Consider the following 18,034-nt stretch of genomic DNA (forward strand, 5'->3'; position numbering starts at 1 on the left):
CGCGGTCCCGGCGCCAGCCGCGACGAGCAGGGTGAGGTGACGGCGTGACCGAGTTCGACGGACTGCCGGTGCTGCGGTCCCCGGTGGCGATCGCCGCGTTCGAGGGCTGGAATGACGCCGCCGACGCGTCCACCGCCGCGGTCGAGCACCTGGAGCAGGTCTGGAACGCCCGGCAGATCGCCGAGCTGGATCCGGAGGACTTCTACGACTTCCAGGTCAGCCGGCCCACCATCACCATGGCGGACGGGGAGACCCGACGGGTGGAGTGGCCGACGACCCGGTTCATGGTCGCCAGCCCGGAGGGCACCGACCGCGACGTGGTGCTGATCCGCGGCATCGAGCCGAGCATGCGTTGGCGGACGTTCTGCGAGCAGGTGCTGGAGATCTGCCACAGCCTGGAGGTGGAACGGGTGGTGCTGCTCGGCGCGTTGCTGGCCGACGTGCCGTACACCCGGCCGCTGCCGATCAGCGGCAGCGCCTCCGACGCGCAGGCCGCCGAGCGCTACCAGCTCACCCCCACCCGTTACGACGGGCCGACCGGCATCGTCGGCGTGCTGCACGACGCGTGCACCCGCGCCGAGGTGGACGCCGTCTCGTTCTGGGTGCACGTGCCGCACTACGCCAACAACCCGCCCTGCCCGAAGGCCACCCTCGCCCTGCTGCACCGGGTCGAGGAGGTCGTCGACCTGCCGGTGCCGATGGCCGACCTGGCCGAGGAGTCCGCCGAGTGGGAGCAGCGGGTGCGCAGTGCCGCGGAGCAGGACGCCGAGCTGGGCGAGTACGTCCGCGAGCTCGAAGAACGGGTCGGCGACGAGGGGATCACCCCGTTGACCGGTGACGAGATCGCCCAGGAGTTCGAGAAGTACCTGCGCCGCCGGGGCGGTTCGGCCGGCCCCACCGCCGGTTCCTGGTAGCACTGTTCAGCTGCGGGCCTTCGGACCTTTTGTGGTCCGGGGGCCCGTTTTCGCGTGTCCGGGGTGGCACCGTCACACCCGCTAGGGCATCCTAGGAACCTAGATGTGATCAAGGAGGCGAGTGTGCAGATCAATCCCGGGGCCGCCGAGTTCCCGCACCGACAGATCGCCGCGCAGCTCAAGGCCCAGGTCCGCCGGGGCGACTGGGGGCCGGGCGAGCGGCTGCCATCCATCCCGGCCATCGCCGAAATGTTCGGCGTAGCCAAGCAGACAGTGCAACGCGCCGTCGACCAGCTGCGGGTCGAGGGCATCCTGATCACCAAACCCGGCTCCGGTACGTACGTCCGAGGCACCCGCCGCCGCCTCAACCGCCTCTCCCGGGGCCGGTACGGCGGCTTCCGCGGCTACCACGCCGACCTGGCCGCCCGATACCGTCAACAGCTCGTCTCCGTGGGGCACGCCCCCGCCCCCGCCGAGGTGGCCGACGCCTTCGGTGTGTCCGACGGCACCAACCTGCTCTGCCGGCGGCACCTCGTCCGCACCGACGACTCCCCCGTCGAAGTCGGCGCCTCCTGGTTCCTGCCCCGCGACACCGCCGGCACGTCGCTGGAGCGCACCGAGGCGTTCGGCCGGCCGCTCTACCAGGAGGCCGAGGAAGCGACCGGACGGCGGTACGCCTCAGCCACCGACACGATCAGCGCCCGCCAGCCGAGCCGGGAGGAGGCCGAGACCCTCCAGATCCGGCCGGACACCCCGGTGCTGCACCTGCTGCACATCGCGTACGACGCGCACCGCAAGCCGATCGAGGTGTCCCAGGCGACCTGGCCCGGCCCCATGACCACCCTCACCGAGGAGTACAAGATCCCCGGCCCGACCCCCGACCCGGAACCCGACCCCGGCCTGGTCCTGGGCTAGCCGCCACCCCACCCCACCCTCGAAGCCGCCCCGCCCGGCCTCGCCCCGCCGTTCCTCGCCGTGCCTCGCCGTGCCTCGCCGTGCCTCGCCCTGCCTCGCCCTGCCTCGCCCTGCCTCGCCCTGCCTCGCCGATCTTGCAGATACTGTCGCCTCTATGCCCCGTTCCACCCCCTTTGACGGGACAGGAACCGCAAGATCCGCGCCAGGGTGGCGGGTTGCGGGGCACTGAGGCTCGACACACCAAGCGCCGGTCGAAAATGGAGTTGTGGTGCCTCACGAAAGGCGCATAGCGCTAGGAACCAGGCACCACGACTCCATGATCGACGTGGAGAGGGCAGGGCAAGGGCTGGGGCGGGGTGAGCCGGGTGAGACCGGGAGGGGCCAGGCCGGGCGGGGCGGGCGGGGCGGGGCGGGGCCAGGGCGGGGTTGGTGGGGCCAGGGCGGGGTTGGTGGGGTTGGTGGAACGGGCTGAGCGCGGGCGGAGCCGTTGCATCTATACACTCAGTATATATACTGCGTGTGTATTGCTCGATGGTCGGGCGGCTCGGTCCCGGCGTCGAGCGACCCTCAGGAGGTAGATCGATGCGAACCGTGAAGCCCGTCGGTGGACGGGGACTGACACGCCGTCGAGTTGTCGGAGCCGCACTGGTGGCCGGGGTCGGCGTACCGATGGGCATTGCCGGTGTCGACGGCCGCGCCATGGCCGCCACGGCCGGTCGGGGCCCGGTCCGGCTCACCCTGCCCCGGCCGACCGGGCCCCACCGGGTGGGTACGGTGGCGCTGCATCTGGTCGACCGTTCCCGACCGGAGCCGCTGGCGGGGCCGGGGCGGCACCGGGAGCTGATGGTCAGCGTCTGGTATCCCGCCCGGGACGTCCGGGATCATCCGCTCGCCCCCTGGATGACCGCCGCGTCGATGCGCATGCTGCTGGGCTCCGCCGGCTTTTCCCCCGACGCCGCGCTGGCGCCACTGACGGCCGGGCACGAGGGCGCGCCGGTGCGGCATCCGGGTCGGCGGTTACCGGTGGTTCTCTACTCGCACGGCGCCGGCAGCCACCGTTCGGACACCACGATCGTGGTGCAGGAACTCGCCAGCCACGGGTACGTGGTCGTCACTGTGGACCACACGTACGACGGGTTCAGCGAGTTCCCCGACGGCCGGGTCACCGTCCGGGAGGACGACTTCGACGCCACCCCGTGGACGTACGCGCGCGACGTCCGGTTCGTTCTCGACCAGATCGCCGTTCTCGCGGCCGGGGGCAACCCCGACGTCGCGCACGCGCCGCTGCCACCTGGGCTGGGCGCCGCCCTCGATCTGAGCCGGGTCGGCATGTTCGGCTGGTCGAAGGGCGGTACGGCGACGGCCCTGACCATGGGCACCGACCGGCGGGTCCGGGCAGGGCTGAGCCTCGACGGCCCGATGCAGTCGCAGCCGTTGCCCACCGACCTGCACCGACCGTTCATGTTGATGACGGCGCAGTTCACCCGGGCCGCGGAGCCCGCCGTCGCCGAGTTCTTCACGCACCTTCATGGATGGCGGCTGAACGTGCAGGCTGCGGGGGTGGTCCACTCGTCGTACGGCGACAATCAGTGGCTCGTGCCGCAGCTGGCACGGATCATCGGGATGAGCGATGAGGAACTCGTCGGCTGGGTCGGCACTCTCGACCCCGCCCGCGCGGTCCGCATCGGGCAGGCGTACCCGCTGGCGTTCTTCGACCTGCACCTGCGGCACCGGGGCGGTCACCTCCTGAGCGGCCCGAGCCGGGCCTTCCCCGAGGTGGCGTTCATTCCGTGATGCGCTGATCGACTCGGCTTCCTGGAAACCGGGGCATCGCACCGGCCGGGACACCCCGACATCCAGGAACCCGAGTCGATCACGGCAAACGCGAAACGCACGGTCAGAGGCGGATGCCCAGGAGGGCGTCGACAGTGTTCGCGAAGAGGGCCGGCGCGTCGGGGTCGTCGGTGGCGCCGGCGAGGGTGGCCTCGGCCCAACGGTCGGCTGCGGCCAGGGCTCCGGGGGTGTCCAGGTCGTCGGCCAGGCGTGCGCGTACCTCGGCCAGCAACTCAGCCCCGGACGGCCCGGCGGGCGCGGCGGCGGCCCGCCGCCAACGGTCCAGGCGCTCGTACGCGGCGGTGAGCAGGTCGTCGGTCCAGGTGCGGTCGCTGCGGTAGTGACCGGAGATCAGCGCCAGCCGGATCGCCATCGGGTCGACCTTGTCGGCGCGCAGCCGGGACACGAAGACCAGGTTGCCGCGGGACTTGGACATCTTCTCGCCGTCCAGACCGATCATGCCGGCGTGCACGTAGTGCTCGGCGAACGGCGCCTGGCCGGTGAGCCGCTCGGCGTGCGCGGCGGAGGCCTCGTGGTGCGGGAACAGCAGGTCGTTGCCGCCGCCCTGCACGTCGATCCGGTCGCCGAGCAGGTTGAGCGCGATCACCGCGCACTCGATGTGCCAGCCGGGGCGGCCCGGGCCCAGCTCGCCACCCGGCCAGGACGGCTCGCCATCGCGGGCGCCGCGCCACAGCAGCGGGTCGAGCGGGTCCCGTTTCCCGGCCCGATCGGGGTCGCCGCCGCGCTCGGGGAAGATCTCCAGCATCTGCTCGCGGGTCAGGTTCGACTCGTAGCCGAAGCGGGGCGTGGCGGAGATGTCGAAGTAGACGTCGCCGGTGCCGTCGTCGAGCCGGTACGCGGCACCGTCCTTGAGCAGCACCTCGACCTTGTCGGCGATGTCCGGGATCGACTCGACAGCGCCCACGTAGTGCTCCGGCGGGATGATCCGCAGCGCCTCCATGTCCTCCCGGAACAGCGCCGTCTCACGCATCGCCAGGACCACCCAGTCCTCGCCGTCGCGGGCGGCCCGCTCCAGCAGTGGATCGTCGATGTCGGTGACGTTCTGCACGTAGCGCACCGGGCGGCCGGCGTCGCGCCACATCCGCTGCACCAGGTCGAACGTGATCATGGTGGCGGCGTGGCCGAGGTGCGTGGCGTCGTACGGGGTGATGCCGCAGACGTACATGCTTCCCGCGTCGGCCGGCTCGCTCGGGTGGACACCCTGCCGCGCCGAGTCGTACAACGCCAGTGGCTCGCCCCTGCCCGGCAGCCGTGGCACCTCGTGTCCCGCCCAAGACTCCATGGGATCAGCCTAGCCAGCCCGGCGACAACGCCGGAGCGCCCCACGGGTGATCAAGATGACAGCCTGTCACATGGGCGGCCAGGGCATCGCCGGCCAGTCCTCCGGAGGCTGGGGGAAGCAGCCGGTCTCGCGCAGCCTGTCGACCCGGGCGGCCACCTCGGCCACCTCGCTGATCGTCAGATGGTCGGCCAACTCCGCGCCGAGCGCACCGGCGACCTGCCCGGCCAGCGCGTCGAGCATCTCCACGGCGTCCGCTGGCAGCCGCTTACCGGCCCAACCCCAGAGCACCGTGCGCAGCTTGTCCTCCACGTGGAAGCTCACCCCGTGGTCCACGCCGTAGATCCGGTCGTCGGCGCCGACGAGCACGTGACCACCCTTGCGGTCGGCGTTGTTGAGCACCGCGTCGAGCACCGCGAGCCGGGCCAGCCGTGGGTCGTCGGCGTGGGCGAGGGCGTACGCGGCGCCGTCGTCGTCCTGGGCCGCGGCGATCGGGATCCAGCGTGGCGGCAACTCCCCGGCGGGCAGGAAACCGACGAGCGGTTCGGCGTCCTCCGGCTCGTCGATCCACAGCTGGCAGGAGCCGGGGCCGAACGGGCCGTCCCGCAGCACCGTGGGCGGCACCAGGTCCCATCCGGTGGCCCTGGAGACCAGGTACGCCGAGACCTCCCGACCGGCCAGGGTGCCGTCGGGGAAGTCCCAGAGTGGGCGCTCACCCCGGACGGGCTTGTAGACGCAGCGGGCGGTCAACCCGTCCAGGGTCAGGATGCCGCGCAGCGTCGTGTTCGACGCGTCGACCAGCCGACCCTCCAGGTCGAGGACGCCATCACGCAGCAGCCGCAGCGCGGCGTCGCCGTCCTGGCGAGGCTGGAGGCCGGACGAGGTCACCGGTGATAACCGTTGTGCCGCGGGCAGAGGTGCCCGGCGGGGTCCAACGGTTGGCCGCAGAGCGGGCACGGTGGCCGGCCCGCGTTGACCACTCGCCGGGCCCGCTCGATGAACTGGCGGGTCGCCTGCGGGGTGAGCCGGACCCGGAGCCTATCCAGGTCCTCGTCCGGCTCTTCGTCCTCGTCGTCGTCCTCGTCGTCGTCCTCGTCGCCCAGCTCGACCTCGGGCTCCACCTCGCCCGCCGCGATGGCCTCGATCACCACTGTCGCGGTGTCGACGTCGAAGGCCAGCCCGAGCGTCCCGACCCGGAACTCCTCGTCGACCGGAGTGTCCAGCGGCTCGTTGTCGCCGATCACCGGCGCCAGCTCGGGCAGGTCCACCCCGAAGCGACGCTGCGCCTCGGTGAGCAGCTCCTCCAGCTTCTCGGCGAGCAGGGACACCTGGACCTTCTCCAGCGCGACGCTGACCAGCCTGCCGCCGCCGCGGGCCTGCAGGAAGAACGTGCGCTCCCCTGGCGCCCCGACAGTCCCGGCGACGAACCGCTCCGGCGGTTCGAAGGCGTGCACCTGGTGGGTCATACCCACGACCCTATCCGGCCCGCCCTGGCATCGCGCACCCCACCGACGCGAATCGCCACAGCGTCGGCGCGCCCGGCGTACCAGGGGTTACACCCGGGCGTGGCGGACGCCGACGCCCCGACCGACGGTGGTGCCGTGACGCGCCTCACCGCGACGCACCCGCTCCACCGCCGACGGCCGCGTCCGAGTCGGCCGCGCGGTTCGCGCGCCGACGCCGCTTGGCCGGCGGCGGCACCAGCGCCGCCAGGTCGCCACCGGTGTCATTGAGCCGCACCAGGAACGGACGCAGCGGCGTGAACCGGATCGCCGTCACCGACGCCGGGTCGGCCACGATCCGCTGAAAGGCATCAAGGTGTACGCCGAGCGCGTCCGCCACGATGGCCTTGATCACATCGCCGTGGCTGCACGCCAACCAGACCGCCTCGGGCCCGTGATCGGCGTTCACCCGGGCGTCCCAGGCTCGAACCGCCGCCACTGCACGTGCCGCCATCGCCGCCATCGCCTCCCCACCCGGGAAGACCGCCGCGCTGGGGTGCTGTTGGACCACCGGCCAGAGCGGCTCCTTGGCCAGCTTCTTCAGCGGCTGCCCCTCCCAACTGCCGTAGTCGCACTCGATCAGGCCGTCCTCGACCACCGGGGTGGCCTGCGGGAGCGCCAGTTCCAGGGTCTGCCGGCAGCGGATCAGTGGGCTGGTCACCACGGCGGCCAGCGGCACCGCCCGCAGCCGCTCGCCGACCGCTGTGGCCTGGGCGCGTCCGGTGTCGTCCAACTCGACAGGCTGGCGGCCGGCCAGACCGCCGTCCGCGTTCGCTGTCGTCCGGCCGTGTCGCAGAAGCAGGAGGGTCGCCACGGTGACCACCCTATGACCTGCCTCCGAGCGGGTTCGTCGCCCGTCGGCCTGCCGGGGTCCGCGTCGGCTCCACTGATCAGCGCGATCACCCGATTTGGCGGGAAACGCACGGTGTCGCGCCGCCGTTCGATACAGTGCCATTTGCCTGGCGTGCCCGGGGGCCGCTGTCGGAGGATGTGGAACGCGATGGGCGACTCGGCATCCGCGCGGCCGTCGTTCACCGCGGACCCACAGGACGTGTACCGGGAGTTCCGGCACCCGTTGCTGGTTCTCGCCGTCACCACCGCGACCGCCGGCTTCGTCGACGCCTTCGCCTTCCTGCGCTACGGGGCCTTCGTCGCCAACCAGTCGGGCAACGCCGTCCTCCTGGGCATCGGCCTGGCCGGAAGGCACGCCGCCTGGCCCGAATCCGCGGGCTCGCTGGTCGCGTTCGCCGCCGGGACGGGCGTGGTCTCGCAGATCCGAGCGGCACCGAGCCGGTGGGCACCCTCCTCGCGGGGCCTCGCCTGCGCCGTGGCGGCCATGGCCCTCTGGGCGGCGCTCAACCTGCTGCTTCACCACGGCCGGCAGGGCGGGTCGGCACGGATCGGGCTGGCCGCCGCCGGCGGCTTCGCCATGGGCGCGCTGGCGACCCTGTTCGCCCGCACCGCCGGGATCGCCACGGCCGTCACCTACCAGTCGGGCACCGTGGCGAAGCTCGGTGAACGCGTCGGACGGTTGATGGCCGGGCCGGACGCCGGCCGATCGCGGGCCCGGCAGGGCATCTTCCTGGGGCTCCTGGCGTTGACCTGCTACGCCACCGGGGGTGGCCTCGGCGCGGTGGCGCAGGAAGACCCGCTCTGGGTGCCGGCCTGGGGAACGCTGGTCCTGTCCACCCTGTCGCTGCTGGTCCGCGTCCGCCGGTGACGGTGGTCGGCGGCGCGCCGGTGTGCCAGCGCTCAGCGCACGTCCGTCGCGAGCTGAACGTCCTGCACGAAGCACTCTGAGCGGTCCGCGCCGTAACGGCTCAGCACGTCCAGCACCGCGGACACCGCCTCGCGGTCCACCACCACCTCGACCCGGGCCCGGCCCACGAGATCCTGGTCCTGCCAGAACCCTCGGGGCAGCGAACGGGCGGCCGGTTCGGCGGTGGATACCGTGGCGTCGAAGAGCACGATGGCGGTGCCACCCGCGCCGACCAGCGCATCGCGTAGCTCCCGGGTGGTGGGCAGCAGTGTCGGGTTGACCGTCGCGGTGACCAGTCGGGCGTTCTGCGGCGGCCGGGAGGACCGCTCCGGGCCGCGTTCGCGGTCGGGCCCACGCCGACGCTGGGGCGCGCCGCTGCCGTTGAGACCCGCCACGCCGCCCAGGTGGTACGCGTCGGCGTCCTGCTGGGCGTGGTCGAGATTGTCCTGCGCCTCGGCGGGGGCACGAAGCCCGAGAACGGCCTGCACGGCGGCGGCGATCGCCCAACTGAGCACGAAGGAGAAGGCCACCACGGCGACCACGCCGACGACCTGGTGCCAGAGCAGGGATCCGCCGCCGCCGAAGAAGAGACCGTCCTTGCCCAGCGGGTTGACGCCGCTGTCGCCGAAGAAGCCGACCAGCAGCGAGCCGAGCATGCCTCCGACGAAGTGGACCGCGAGGACGTCCAGCGCGTCGTCGAGCCGGAGCAGGTACTTCAACCGCAGCGCGAAGTGGCAGACGAAGCCGGCGATCGCGCCGATGGCGATGGCGGAGAGCGTGTTGACGTACCCGGCGGCGGGGGTGACCGTCGCGAGCCCCGCGACCGCCCCGGAGACGCCGCCCACGACGGTGCTGTGGCCGTCCTTCAGCCGCTCCGCCACCAGCCAGACGATCATGCCGGCGGCTGCCGCCAGGTGGGTGTTGATCAGGGCCTGGGCGGCGAGGCCGTTGGCCTGGAGTCCGTCGCCGCCGTTGAAACCGAACCACCCGAACCAGAGGATGCCCGCCCCGAGAATGGTCAGCGGGATCGAGTTGGGCGGGGAGGCGGTGCGTGGCCAGCCACGGCGACGTCCGACGACGAGCAACGTGCCGAGCACGGCGGCGCCCGCCGAGGCGTGCACCACCATCCCGCCGGCCCAGTCCTGGGTGCCGAACTTGGCCAGCCAGCCGTCGGGGTGCCATAGCCAGTGCGCGACCGGCGCGTAGACCACGACCGACCAGATCGCCAGGAACGCGACCCAGCCGGCGAACCTCAGTCGACCGGCCGTGGCGCCGGTGACGAGCGCGGGGGTGATCACCGCGAACATCATCTGGTACGCGACGAAGGCCAGGGTCGGAATCGTCACCTGGCCGGCGACCACGTGCAGATGGGGGGCGGGTGGGACCTTGAGGTCGGTCAGTCCGAAGAGTTCGAGGTTGCCGAAGAGGCCGGTGCCGGCGTCGTCGCCGAAGGCAATGGTGTACCCCACCAGGACCCAGGTCAGACTGACGACGCCCAGCGCGACCATGTTCTGCTGCAACATCGCGAGTACGTTGCGGGTCCGGACCATGCCGCCGTAGAAGGCGGCCAGGCCGGGGGTCATGAACAACACCAGGCCGGTGCAGACGAGCACCCAGGCCGTGTCGCCCGAGTTCACCGCTTCCTGAGCGAGCATGGGAGCTCACCTCTCCTCTCGGTACGTCAGACGGTGTGTCGCACCGTGGTGACGACGGACTCCTTGACGCGTTCGTGGTTGGGCACCGGCGCGAAGTGCCGTTTGGGCAGCAGCAACAGCCAGGTGGCGATGTTGAACGGTCCGGTCAGCACCGGGATGGCGAGTGGGGCGAGCACGCTCGCCAGGGCCAGCTGCACGAACAGCGTCAGGGCGATGCCGAAGAGGGTGTAGAGGGTCACCAGCGCGCCGGGGCGGTGCAGCACAGCGCCCACAGCGATCGCCGTCAGCACCGCGTTGAAGCCGAAGAGGCCCTTGTCCAGCGAGGCCGCGTCGGCGCCGAACCAGAGCGCCAGCAGGGTGGCCCCGACGGTGCCGATCACCGCGAAGAGCGCCGACCAGCGGGAGTTGACCAGTAGCGCGACCAGGAGGATCACCCCGGTGACCCAGCTGTCGATCAGGAAGACCTGGGACACCCCGCGCAGGAAGGTGGGGATCAGGTCCCAGTCGAAGCGGCCGGTGGTCAACTGTCCCTCGCCGGGAAACGTCGGCTTGAGGTTGGTCTGCACCGTGAACCGGTCGAACTGGTACGCGGCCAGCAGCAGCACCCAGGTGGTCAACACGAACGGCATGGTGAACGCGGTCAGACCCCAGGTCTTGAAGATCGCGTTCAGGGCGAGGGTGACCACTGTCGTGCCGATCGCGCCGAGCACCAGGTAGAGCCACATCAACGGCCGGTCGTCGAGGAACGTCGGCACGGCGATGCCGGTCAGGAACGGGCTGAAGCCGAACAGTCCCTTGCGCAGGGAGGGCTCGTCCACCCGCAGGGCGAGCGCCGTGGCGGTGCCGACGAGCAGCCCGACGACCCCTCCCCCGAAGATCCGTGGCTGCCCGTTCTCGAACGCCCCCCAGGCGACCGCGACCAGGACCAGCAGGCCGGTGAGGGGGTTGTTCTGCAGGAGGACCTGCGCCGGCCCGCGCAGGCAGGCGTCGACGAACCCGAGCAACGGGTTGCCGTCACTGAGCCGGTCCCAACCGTGTGCCACTGCTGTCACGAAACGTCTCCTCGCCAGATCAACGCCAGCTGAACGCCGGCGGGAAGGTCCGGCCGGTCACCTCTTCCCGGGCGGCCACGCAGAAGGCGCGTACCGCGGCGCGGACCGGCTCGGTCTCCTGACCCAGGACCTTGAAGATGAGCCCGGCGTCGTTCGGCAGCCGGCTGACGGCGCTGGCCAGAGGGGTCTGCTCGTCCCAGACCGGCGTCGAGGTCCGATCGAAGACCCGGGCCGCCCGTTCGGGGCTGGTGAGCAGCACGACGTTGCCGAAGATGTGGAAGCGGTCCATGACCCCGACTCTCGCCACGCCGAACTGCCTCGGGGTCACCACGAACTTCTCCACGAACAACTGCCGGCCGTCGGGGCGTTCGGCCCGCAGGGAGCAGGAGAAGAGGTCGTACGCGAAGAGCTCGCCGTCGCGGTAGTACTTGCGGCCGGGTTGCAGGACCTCGCCGTAGAGCATCGTGGCGCTCTCCGGCAGGCGCACCCGGCTGTCGGTGACGAACCGGCTGGCCCGGTAGGGGATCGTCGGTTCCGGGAGGAACTCGAGGTAGGCGTCCTCGCCCAGGGTGAACCGCTGGACCTGAGTCCCGTAGTTCGCGTCCATCTCCTGGATCTTGGTCGCGGCCTGGGTGGTCAGGTGCGCCTGGCTGCCAGCCGCCAGGGTGACGTCCAGGTGCAGGCGGTCCCCCTGCAGGATGCCCCCGGAGGTGGTGAGGATCATGACGCAGGGAAGCTGCGGCATCTCCTCGTCCCAGTAGAGCGCGCGCTGCACCAGCAGCGGCGACTGCCGGTAGAGGTCGTGCAGGATCGTGCGGTCCCCGCGCCGCTCGAACCCGAGGCGCAGGATGCCGACCTTGCCGTTGGCGGCGGCCGGCAGCTGCGCCGGTTGGTCCTGGTACGGCGCCAGCTCCCGGGCACTGTCCAGTGTGATCATGCGACCACTTCGGCGTCGAAGAGCGCGTTGCGGCGAACCAGCGAGACCAGCTCGTCGATGCCCTCACCCGTCTTGCAGTTGGTGAACACGACCGGTTTGCCGTTGCGCATCAGTTCCGCGTCACGGGCCATGACGTCGAGGTCGGCGTCCACGTAGGGCGCCAGATCGGTCTTGTTGATCACGAGGATGTCGGACTTGGAGATCCCCGGCCCGTTCTTGCGCGGGATCTTGTCACCGGCGGCGACGTCGATGACGTAGATGAAGAAGTCCACCAGGGCGGGGCTGAAGGTCAGTGTGAGGTTGTCGCCGCCGCTCTCGATCAGGACCACGTCGCTGTCCGGGAACTTGGACTCCATGTCCTCCACGGCGGCGAGGTTCATGCTCGGGTCCTCACGCACGGCCGTGTGTGGGCATGCCCCGGTCTCCACGCCGATGATCCGTTCCTCGACCAGGACCCCGGTCAGCGCCCGCCGGACGTGCTTCGCGTCCTCAGTGGTGACCACGTCGTTCGTGATCACCAGTATCCGCAACCCGTTCTCCACCAACCGTGGCACGACAGCCTCGATGATCGCGGTCTTGCCACTGCCCACCGGGCCGCCCACTCCGATACGACTTGCCGACTTCATCCTGTGACCTGTCCTTCCTGGGTACGTTTCCGCGGGGTGCGGATTCAGCTCATGAACATCCGCACGTGCACGTGCTGGTGCGCGGCGGCGAGCACATCGGCGTGCGGCCCGAAGGTCTGCATGTCGTCGAGGCTCGCGGTGCGCACCTCGTGGTAGTCGTCGGCGACCCGCTCGTTGACAGCGAAGAGGATCGACTGCGCGTCGAGGTGGTCCACCGGCATCAGCCGGATCGCCGCGCTGAGCACCGTCGAGGCCGCGCCGTACTGGTGGGCCGCGAACGCGTCCTGCTCGTCGACCCCGAGGTCGGCGAAGACCACGCCGAGGGCGACCGGATAGGTGACCGGCACGCCGTTGGCAGACTCGTCGATCCGCTTCTTGAGCAGCGTCTCCCCGACGATCCGGGTCGCGGCCTCGGCCAGCTTGCGACCCATCCGGACCGACATGGTGCGCGTCTCTTCGTTGATCTTGCGCAGGTGCACGGCCTGGTCGGCCTGGCGGATCCGTTCGAGGTCGCCGGCCCGGGCAGCCCGGTGGCCGGCGAGCACCGCCACCCCGTCCCCGGTTGCGGCGAGCCGGGTGACAGTCCGGACGTAGTCCTGCAGGGTGGTCCGGTCGTGCACGACGCCATGCTCGACGGCCATCTCCAGCCCGTTGGAGAACGAGAAGGCACCGACCGGGAAGACCGAGTCGCCGAACTGCAGGAGCTTCAGGGTTTCGGCCATCGTGCGCACCGTCCGGCCCCGCTCAGTTGAGGTCGGCGGGAAGGTGGGAGTGCGGTGTCGAGTCGGCGCCACCGAACAGCCGCCGCGACTCGTGCGGAGCGAGGTACGCGATGATCTCGGTGCCGGGGACGAACTCGTGCGTGATCCCGCTGAACGCGTGGGTTCGCATCACCGAATCCATCACCTTGCGGTCCACTGTCAGCGGCACGTACATCCGGGTGCCCTTGACCACTGCCGGCCAGTGCTGGTTGCCGATCGCGTGGCCGAGTTCGACGGCCGAGCGGATCAGCAGCTCGGCCGACTCGCCGCGCAGCTGGTCGAGGTGGACCACCATCACCTCGCCCAGTTGGACGCGGGCCACCACTGCCGTGGCGGTCAGGTCGTCCCAGGCCAGGATGTCGCCGTCGCGCAGCCGGACCCCCCGCGCCAGCGCCACGGACAGCTCCGCCCCGGAACTGGTCATCTTGCGGATCCGGCTCTTCTGGGCGTCCCACTGGTCCAGGACCAGGTCGTCGATGCGCGCTTCCTTCAGCCGGAGCGTCCAGTCCGGCTCGTTCATGTTGCCCAGCACCGATTCGACGAGCACGGGCGTCTCCTTTCCATGGTGCGCCCGCGCCGCACACTGCGGCGCCGGCGTCCGGCGGGGGTCAGCTGAAGAAGTAGAGCTGGCTCAGGGGCAGGTTCCGGGCCGGCGGCACCGTCGCGTGCACGCCGTCCATCTTCACGGCGAAGGTCTCCGGATCGACTTCGAGCTTGGGCAGCCGGTCGTTGCGGACCATGTCCCGCTTGGTGAGCCCCCGGGTCCGGTACACCGGCATGACCTGCCGTTGCAGGCCGAGCTCCTCGGCGATGCCGGCCTCGTGCGCGGCCCGCGACACGAAGGTCACGCAGGTCTTGCCGAGCTGACTGCCGTACGCGGCGAACGAGGGCCGGTAGTAGACAGGCTGCGGCGTCGGCAGCGAGGCGTTCGGGTCACCCATGATCGACCAGGCGATCATGCCGCCCTTGAGGACAAGCTTCGGCTTAGCACCGAAGAAGGCCGGCTCCCAGAGCACGAGGTCGGCCATCTTGCCGGGTGTGACCGAGCCCAGCACGTGCGAGATTCCCTGGGTGATCGCCGGGTTGATGGTCATCTTGGCCACGTACCGCAGCACCCGGAAGTTGTCGTTGGCGCTGGAGTCCTCGGCGAGCTTGCCGCGGGCGGTCTTCATCTGCCCGGCGAGCTGGATGGTCCGCAACCAGGTCTCGCCCACCCGGCCCATCGCCTGCGAGTCGCTCTGCATCATCGAGATGACGCCCTCGTCGAGCAGGACGTCCTCGGCCGCGATCGTCTCGGTCCGGATCCGGCTCTCCACGAAGGCCACGTCCGAGGGGACCTGCGGATTGAAGTTGTGGCAGACCATGATCATGTCGTACAGCTCGGACTGGCTGTTGATGCCGTAGGGCACCGTCGGCGTGGTCGAGCTCGGCAACACGTTCATCTGAGCGGCGACCTTGATGACGTCCGGCGCGTGCCCACCACCGGCGCCCTCGGTGTGGAAGGTGTGGATCGTCCGGCCCTCGAACGCGGCGATGCTGTCCTCGAGGTAGCCGCTCTCGTTGAGGGTGTCGGTGTGGATGCTGACCTGCACGTCGAATTCGTCGGCGACGTCCAGGCAGGCCCGGATCACCGCTGGCGGCGCGCCCCAGTCCTCATGGATCTTGAAGCTCGGCGCGCCGGCCATGATCTGTTCCACCAGGGGCGCGCGGCCGGTGCTGTTGCCCTTCGCCATCAGGCCGATGTTGATCGGGATGGACTCGAAGGCCCGCATCATCGCGTGGATGTTCCACGGACCGGGGGTGATGGTGACGCCGTTGGTGCTGTCGGTCGGGCCGGTGCCGCCGCCCCACAGGGTGGTCACCCCGTTGCTCAGGGCGGCGTACGCCTGAAGCGGCGTCACCAGGTGCACATGCGTGTCGATGCCCCCGGCGGTCAGGATGAGGTGCTCACCGGAGATCGCCTCGGTGCCCGGACCGGTGATCAGCTCGGGGGTGACCCCGTCCATGACGTTCGGGTTGCCCGCCTTGCCGATGCCGGCGATCTTGCCGTCCTTGACACCGACGTCCGCCTTGACCACGCCGAGGGTCGCGTCGAGGATGGTCACGTTCGTGATGACCAGGTCCAGGCCGCCCTGCGCGTTGGTGTACTGGTTGTTGACGCCCATGCCGTCGCGCAGCGTCTTGCCCCCGCCGTACATCACCTCGTCGCCGAGGACCCGGAGGTCCTTCTCGATCTCGATGTACAGGTCGGTGTCGCCGAGCCGGATCTGATCGCCCGTGGTGGGGCCGTACATGCCGGAATACTCTTGCCGGGAAATCTGGCTCATCGAATCTTCTCTCCTGCCCGAGGCGCGCAGCCCTGCGGGTTAGTCGATCTACTTCTTCTTGCCCTTGGGGTCGTCCTGCTGCTCCGCGCTGAACTTGAAGCCGCGGGTCTTGGCGTTGTGGATCGCCTCGGTGCGGTCGGGTCGATAGCTGGGGGTCGACTCGCTGCCGCTCCACCCCTGCACCAGACCGTTGAAGCCGTACACGCGCTGCTGCCCGCCGAAGGGGATGAGCTGCACCGTCTTCTTGTCACCCGGCTCGAAGCGGATGGACGTGGTCGCCGGAATGTTCAGCCGCCGCCCGAAGGCCGCCTCACGGTCGAAGGCGAGCATTCGGTTGGCCTCGAAGAAGTGGAAGTGCGAGCCGACCTGGATCGGACGGTCACCGGTGTTCTGGACGACGACCTCGGTGACCGGCCGGCCCGCGTTCAGCTCCAGGGGCTGATCGCTGAGTACGTAGCCGCCGATGGGTCGCACGTGCTTCGAGTTGGGGCCGGGATGTTGGTTGGCCATGTCCTGCTCCCTATCGGATGGGTGAGTGCACGGTGACCAGTCGCGAGCCGTCGGTGAAGACCGCCTCGACCTGGATCATGGGCAGCATGTCCGCCACGCCCGGCATCACGTCGTCGGCGCTCAGGGTGCTGCGGGCCTCGTTCATGACCTCTTCGACGGTCTTGCCGTCCCGGGCGCCCTCGAGGGCGGCGGCACAGATGACCGCGACGGCCTCGGGGTGATTGAGCTTGACCCCCCTGGCCTTGCGGGCATTGGCGACCATCGCCATCGAGAGGATCGTCAGCTTGTCGAATTCCCGTGGTGTCAGATGCACTGTCCTGGTCCTTCTGCGACGGTCGGTCGGGGGCCGCCATCCCGCCGAGCGGATTCCCACCGGGCGAGCACCGACGCTCATCCGGAATGAGCTGTTTGTCCAACAGATCCGTTTTTGGGCGGCTTCGGCTCGACCGTACGCCCTGCCCGCTGCGCCACGGGTCAGAAGCCGAGAATTAGCGGGACCCCGCGCCGGCACGGTGCGAGCGCCGAACACGGGCGTCGTTCTGCCACATCTGCTGGATCTCCTCGAGGGTCCTGCCCCTCGTCTCCGGCAGGTACCGCCAGATGAACAGGAAGCCGAGCACACAGGTGCCGGCGAAGAGCGCGAACACACCCGACCGGCCCAGGGCGTCGAGCATGCTCAGGAAGAACTGGGTGACGAGGTACTCGGTGCCCCAGTGGGTGGCGGACGCGACCGCCACGCATCGGCCCCGGATGCGGCCCGGGAAGATCTCATTGATGACCGTCCAGGCGGCGGGGCCGATCGACATCGCGTAGAACGCCACGAACATGACCACGCCGACCAGCAGGAAGATGCCGGCGTCGGTGGGGTGGTGCCCGGTCGCTCCGGTCGCCTGCGCCCCCGGATCCATCTTCGCGAAGCTGACGCTGACCACCACCAGCGACACCGCCATGCCCAGCAGGCCGACCAGCAGTAGTGGACGGCGGCCCAGCCGGTCCAGGAAGGCGACCGCGACCAGCGTGAAGAGCGAGTCGACAGCGCCGATCGCCCAGGTGGTGGCTGCCAGCTGCGCCTGAGGGGTGTGGAATCCGGCGGCGGAGAAGATCTCGTCGGCGTAGTAGATGATCCCGTTGATCCCGGTCAGCTGCTGGAACAGGGCCAGGCCCACACCCAGCACCAACGGCCGCCGCCACTCGTGCGAGAGCACCTCGCGCCAACCCGCCTTGCCGGCCGCGAGACTCTCCTGCACGGCGTGCAGCCGCTGGGGCACCTTCTCCGGCGGCACCGTCGCCCGCAGCGACGCCTCCGCCCGCCGCCGGTCGCCCCGCCCGACATACCAGACGGCCGAGTCGGGGATCACCGTGGTGACCAGGGCGAGGGCCACCCCCAGCAGCGCGGCGGCCCCGAGCAGGTAACGCCAGGAGCTGCCCGCCTCGAACAGTTCGTCGGCGAGGTAGCCGATGAAGATCGCGAACGTGGTGGAGAACTGGTAGAGCGCCAGGAGGCTGCCCCGGATGCGTTCCGGCGCCGCCTCCGCCGCGTACATCGGGCCGGCGACCGAGGCCACCCCGATGCCCAGCCCCAGGATCAGCCGGGCACCGAACATCACCCCGATCACCGGTGCGAACGCCTGGACGATGGTGCCCACCGCGAAAGCGGCGGCGGCGACCCACAGTGCTCCCCGGCGGCCGACCCGGTCCGCGAGGTGTCCACCGAGCAGCGCACCCACCAGCGCACCGGGGGTCACCCAACTCGCCGCCACCTCGACGGCGAAGGTGTCCGCGTCGAAGGTCTGGCGGATGTCGCGCAGCGCCCCGCTGATGACGCCCTGGTCGTAGCCGAAGAGCGCGCCGGAGAGCGCGACGATCGCGAGGACCGCTATGAGGTTGCGCCGTGGCGGCCCACCCCGCCCGCGCTTCGCGCCGCTGGCGGTCACGGTCGCCCC

17 protein-coding genes and 1 pseudogene are annotated in these 18,034 nt (G+C 70.5%); 4 read left to right on the top strand and 14 right to left on the bottom strand.

Annotated features, from left to right (window positions below; translation table 11 throughout):
- Positions 1-44: 44 nt before the first annotated feature.
- The 3 genes from AB0K35_RS13735 (at position 45) to AB0K35_RS13745 (ending at position 3,623) form a co-directional block, all read left to right on the top strand.
- Positions 45-914 carry a PAC2 family protein gene (locus tag AB0K35_RS13735; RefSeq protein ID WP_030332815.1) on the top strand — a complete coding sequence of 290 codons (870 nt, stop codon included), beginning with the start codon at positions 45-47 and terminating at the stop codon, positions 912-914.
- A gap of 123 nt (positions 915-1,037) precedes the next feature.
- Positions 1,038-1,829: a GntR family transcriptional regulator gene (locus AB0K35_RS13740; RefSeq protein WP_357363999.1), complete on the top strand. Its 792-nt coding sequence runs from the start codon at positions 1,038-1,040 to the stop codon at positions 1,827-1,829.
- Between the two features lie 582 nt (positions 1,830-2,411).
- On the top strand, positions 2,412-3,623 hold the full coding sequence (locus AB0K35_RS13745) for an acetylhydrolase (protein WP_363885449.1): 1,212 nt from the start codon (positions 2,412-2,414) through the stop codon (positions 3,621-3,623).
- Between the two features lie 103 nt (positions 3,624-3,726).
- Here AB0K35_RS13745 and mshC read toward each other — a convergent pair whose 3' ends face one another.
- The 4 genes from mshC to AB0K35_RS13765 all read right to left on the bottom strand — a co-directional run bounded on the left by mshC (position 3,727) and on the right by AB0K35_RS13765 (position 7,287).
- Positions 3,727-4,965 (bottom strand): cysteine--1-D-myo-inosityl 2-amino-2-deoxy-alpha-D-glucopyranoside ligase, encoded by a 1,239-nt coding sequence (gene mshC / locus AB0K35_RS13750; RefSeq protein ID WP_238672184.1) that lies wholly within the window; start codon positions 4,963-4,965, stop codon positions 3,727-3,729.
- 66 nt (positions 4,966-5,031) lie between these two features.
- Entirely contained in the window at positions 5,032-5,850 is an 819-nt protein-coding gene (locus tag AB0K35_RS13755) for an SCO1664 family protein (protein ID WP_357363993.1), read from the bottom strand.
- Positions 5,847-6,428, bottom strand: a complete 582-nt coding sequence (locus AB0K35_RS13760; protein ID WP_238672182.1) for a DUF3090 domain-containing protein — start codon at positions 6,426-6,428, stop codon at positions 5,847-5,849. The genes AB0K35_RS13755 and AB0K35_RS13760 overlap by 4 nt, the downstream gene beginning before the upstream one ends.
- 145 nt (positions 6,429-6,573) lie before the next feature.
- Positions 6,574-7,287, bottom strand: a complete 714-nt coding sequence (locus tag AB0K35_RS13765; protein ID WP_238672181.1) for an MSMEG_4193 family putative phosphomutase — start codon at positions 7,285-7,287, stop codon at positions 6,574-6,576.
- Between the two features lie 177 nt (positions 7,288-7,464).
- Between AB0K35_RS13765 and AB0K35_RS13770 the strand changes: the two genes are divergently transcribed.
- Positions 7,465-8,184, top strand: a complete 720-nt coding sequence (locus tag AB0K35_RS13770; protein WP_363885452.1) for a YoaK family protein — start codon at positions 7,465-7,467, stop codon at positions 8,182-8,184.
- A gap of 32 nt (positions 8,185-8,216) precedes the next feature.
- On the opposite strand, the gene AB0K35_RS13775 is transcribed toward AB0K35_RS13770, so the two are convergent.
- The 10 genes and pseudogenes from AB0K35_RS13775 to AB0K35_RS13820 form a co-directional block, all read right to left on the bottom strand.
- A complete protein-coding gene (locus tag AB0K35_RS13775; RefSeq protein ID WP_238672179.1) occupies positions 8,217-9,878 on the bottom strand; it encodes an ammonium transporter in 1,662 nt (553 codons plus the stop codon).
- Between the two features lie 26 nt (positions 9,879-9,904).
- Positions 9,905-10,930 carry an urea transporter gene (gene yut / locus AB0K35_RS13780; RefSeq protein ID WP_238672178.1) on the bottom strand — a complete coding sequence of 342 codons (1,026 nt, stop codon included), beginning with the start codon at positions 10,928-10,930 and terminating at the stop codon, positions 9,905-9,907.
- A 19-nt stretch (positions 10,931-10,949) separates the two neighbouring features.
- Positions 10,950-11,867, bottom strand: a complete 918-nt coding sequence (locus AB0K35_RS13785) for an urease accessory protein UreD (RefSeq protein WP_238672177.1) — start codon at positions 11,865-11,867, stop codon at positions 10,950-10,952.
- Positions 11,864-12,493 (bottom strand): urease accessory protein UreG, encoded by a 630-nt coding sequence (ureG, locus tag AB0K35_RS13790; RefSeq protein WP_238672176.1) that lies wholly within the window; start codon positions 12,491-12,493, stop codon positions 11,864-11,866. The genes AB0K35_RS13785 and ureG overlap by 4 nt, the downstream gene beginning before the upstream one ends.
- A gap of 44 nt (positions 12,494-12,537) precedes the next feature.
- Entirely contained in the window at positions 12,538-13,215 is a 678-nt protein-coding gene (locus tag AB0K35_RS13795) for an urease accessory protein UreF (RefSeq protein WP_238672175.1), read from the bottom strand.
- A gap of 22 nt (positions 13,216-13,237) precedes the next feature.
- The gene (gene ureE / locus AB0K35_RS13800; protein WP_051708532.1) at positions 13,238-13,801 is read right to left on the bottom strand and encodes a hypothetical protein; all 564 of its coding nucleotides are present in this window, start codon (positions 13,799-13,801) and stop codon (positions 13,238-13,240) included.
- 61 nt (positions 13,802-13,862) lie between these two features.
- A complete protein-coding gene (locus AB0K35_RS13805; RefSeq protein WP_238672174.1) occupies positions 13,863-15,581 on the bottom strand; it encodes an urease subunit alpha in 1,719 nt (572 codons plus the stop codon).
- 174 nt (positions 15,582-15,755) lie between these two features.
- A pseudogene (locus AB0K35_RS13810) lies at positions 15,756-16,091 on the bottom strand (urease subunit beta); the annotation flags it as partial.
- Between the two features lie 10 nt (positions 16,092-16,101).
- Positions 16,102-16,404: an urease subunit gamma gene (locus tag AB0K35_RS13815; protein ID WP_238672172.1), complete on the bottom strand. Its 303-nt coding sequence runs from the start codon at positions 16,402-16,404 to the stop codon at positions 16,102-16,104.
- Between the two features lie 175 nt (positions 16,405-16,579).
- On the bottom strand, positions 16,580-18,025 hold the full coding sequence (locus tag AB0K35_RS13820; protein ID WP_363885456.1) for a sugar porter family MFS transporter: 1,446 nt from the start codon (positions 18,023-18,025) through the stop codon (positions 16,580-16,582).
- Positions 18,026-18,034 lie beyond the last annotated feature (9 nt).

Origin of the sequence: Micromonospora sp. NPDC053740, assembly GCF_040677775.1 — a bacterium.
Lineage (GTDB): Bacteria > Actinomycetota > Actinomycetes > Mycobacteriales > Micromonosporaceae > Micromonospora > Micromonospora alfalfae.

Excerpts from the sequence above, each read along its gene's own strand:
- AB0K35_RS13745 (WP_363885449.1), top strand. The coding sequence starts at position 2,412 with ATGCGAACCGTGAAGCCCGTCGGTGGACGGGGACTGACACGCCGTCGA.
- mshC (WP_238672184.1), bottom strand. The coding sequence starts at position 4,965 with ATGGAGTCTTGGGCGGGACACGAGGTGCCACGGCTGCCGGGCAGGGGC.
- AB0K35_RS13760 (WP_238672182.1), bottom strand. The coding sequence starts at position 6,428 with ATGACCCACCAGGTGCACGCCTTCGAACCGCCGGAGCGGTTCGTCGCC.
- AB0K35_RS13770 (WP_363885452.1), top strand. The coding sequence starts at position 7,465 with ATGGGCGACTCGGCATCCGCGCGGCCGTCGTTCACCGCGGACCCACAG.
- AB0K35_RS13775 (WP_238672179.1), bottom strand. The coding sequence starts at position 9,878 with ATGCTCGCTCAGGAAGCGGTGAACTCGGGCGACACGGCCTGGGTGCTC.
- AB0K35_RS13785 (WP_238672177.1), bottom strand. The coding sequence starts at position 11,867 with ATGATCACACTGGACAGTGCCCGGGAGCTGGCGCCGTACCAGGACCAA.
- ureG (WP_238672176.1), bottom strand. The coding sequence starts at position 12,493 with ATGAAGTCGGCAAGTCGTATCGGAGTGGGCGGCCCGGTGGGCAGTGGC.
- AB0K35_RS13795 (WP_238672175.1), bottom strand. The coding sequence starts at position 13,215 with ATGGCCGAAACCCTGAAGCTCCTGCAGTTCGGCGACTCGGTCTTCCCG.
- AB0K35_RS13805 (WP_238672174.1), bottom strand. The coding sequence starts at position 15,581 with ATGAGCCAGATTTCCCGGCAAGAGTATTCCGGCATGTACGGCCCCACC.